Annotated in this window: 2 protein-coding genes; both read right to left on the bottom strand. The window is 66.6% G+C overall.

The genetic code is table 11. The features are described from left to right. A partial coding sequence (gene lnt, locus KDH09_19025; GenBank protein MCB0221798.1) for an apolipoprotein N-acyltransferase occupies positions 1-1,367 on the bottom strand: 1,367 nt, incomplete at its 3' end. Between the two features lie 5 nt (positions 1,368-1,372). Next, positions 1,373-2,290 carry a glycosyltransferase family 2 protein gene (locus tag KDH09_19030; protein MCB0221799.1) on the bottom strand — a complete coding sequence of 306 codons (918 nt, stop codon included), beginning with the start codon at positions 2,288-2,290 and terminating at the stop codon, positions 1,373-1,375. Between the last annotated feature and the right edge of the window lie 41 nt (positions 2,291-2,331).

Here is a 2,331-nt window from a genome sequence, read left to right on the forward strand (position 1 = left end):
TCATCGCCTTCGCCGAACCAGGCGTCGTTGGTCAGGTTGAGCAGCACCTGGTCCTCAGGACGCAGGGCCTTAAGCGTCATGGCCGGCAGGATCGCCTCGTAGCAGATCCCGGCGGCGAGCTTCATCCCCGCCACGTCGAAGGACGCGGGCTTTGTTCCTGGGGTAAAGGTTCCGCCGCCGCGAATCCACTGGCGAAGCTGGGGAATCAGGCCCTGAAGCGGCATGAACTCCCCGAAGGGGAGCAGACCGATCTTGTCGTAGCGCGCGGCGATGAGGTCGCCCGGCGCCACGCTGCCCGGCGCGCGGCCCGCAAGCGGCGCGAGCAGCACCGCCGAGTTGGTCAGGTACGGCTGGTGCTCGCCGGGCTTGAGACCCGCGAGCGTCGTCGCCGCGACCACCGGCACGCCCATCTCCTGCACGGCGTAAGTGAAATCGCGCCCCATGCTGAGCGCGTCGGCGGTGATGAAGGAACTGCCCGCAATGCCGCCCCACATGCGGAAGGGGAGCGAGGACTCGGCCAGCACGATCAGCTCGGCGCCGCCGGCCGCGGCCTCGCGCACCTGGGCAATCAGCTCGCCAAAGATTTCCTGCGCGGGCACCTCACGCTTTTTGAGAATCGGAATGTTGTTCTGCACGAGTGCGACCTTGTGCGCCTCGGCCTGTTCAAGATGCCCGTCCACCTGCGAGAGGCGCACGCCGCCGTAGATGCTTCCAAGAACAACAATGCCCGCAACGAGCGCCAGCGGCTTCCAGTGCAGCGGCTCCTTCGCACGAAGTTGCCTCAGCGCGTCGGTAAAGACGCCATTGGCCAGCACGACGACGAAGCTCACGAGCGAGGCCCCGCCGATGTCGGCGATCTGGGCAAAGGGCAGAAAGTTGTGCTGGCCCATGCCGACAAACCAGGGGAAGAGCTGCCAGACCTGGAAGACCACCACCGTGTAGGCAATGGCCGCCGCGAGCGCGGCCGGGAGTTTCGTCCGTTCATTGAGGCGCGCGGCGGCCCACACCCAGAGCGCCCAGATCAGCCCGTGCAGCAGGGAGAAGAGAATCAGCGTGAGGATCGCCATCGCCGGCGGCAGGTTGGAAAAGCGCACCACCGTTCCCGAGAGCCAGCGGAAGATGATCATGTGCGCCCAGAAACCGCCGAACCAGCCGACCAAAAACGCGCGGCGGCCCGAGAGCTCGGGCAGCACCCAGAGAATCGGGATCAGGCACACCCACTCGAGCGGCCAGGGATCGAGGCGCGAGATGCACAGCCCGCAGAGCACGGCGCTGAGCGCGGCTGCGCCGAGCTGGCGCCTGGTGTCGGGCGTCCGAAGCTCCCGCGTCAGGCCGGTGATCTTTTCTTTGAGCTTGCCGCTTGCCATGTGCGTCAGGAATCGTCCCGGGCTTTTTTGTAACCCTTGTAGAGCGAACTCGCGCGAACGCGCGCGAAGCGTGCGGCGCGGCGGGCGGCGCGAGCGCGCTCGCTCATGCTGCCGGCGCGCCCGAAGACGATCGCGGCGGCATCGCCGGCGGCCCATTCGAGCGACTTGATCGCGGCGTCCACGGGATTTTTCACCGGCGCGCGACCGAAGAGCTCCCACTCGAGCGCCGCCTCGCGCTCGATGCGGTCGGCCTCTTCGCTCAGCGGGCGGTGGTGGGAATGAAAGACGAAGCCCCATGGCTCGTAGGCGATCTTGTAGCCCGCGCGCAGCACCTCGCGCGCCCAGGCGACGTCCTCGCCGATGCTGACCTCGGGAAGCGGAATTTTCTCCCACACGCTCCGGCGAATGCAGCAGGCGGCCGAGTGAAACTCGCAGGCGGCGCGTTGCTCATCGGGCGCCATCGCGTCGAAAGCCGCGGGCGCAAACGGCCCGGTCATGTGGGGCTTTTCACTTCCCATGGGCGCATTTTTCCAGCGGAGTTTTTCGAGCGGATCGGCCCCGGCGCGCGGGAGCTGCTTGGCATACGATGCCGCCACCTGCGGATCGTCGCGAAGCGGAATCTGCAGGCGATCGAGATAGTCGTAAGCGCCGGGCACCGCGTCCTGGCTCAGCAGAAAGACGAACTCGCCCTTCGATTCGGAGATCGCGCGGTTGCGCGTGCGGCCGTGTGCAAACTGCTCGGGCGCAATTTCGATGACGCGCGCGCCGGCTTTCTTGAGCAAGGCCGCGCTCCCGTCCCGTGAGCCCGAATCGATGGCAACGATTTCCACCTGCGCATCGGTCTTCTGCGCCGCGAGCGCATCGAGCAGCGCGGGCAAAGTGTCCGCACCGTCTTTGGTTGGGATAACGACCGAGTAAATCACCGCCGGGCCTCCAGCAGCTCTTCATACAATGCCAGCGTCCA

The organism is Chrysiogenia bacterium (assembly GCA_020434085.1).
Taxonomy (GTDB): domain Bacteria; phylum JAGRBM01; class JAGRBM01; order JAGRBM01; family JAGRBM01; genus JAGRBM01.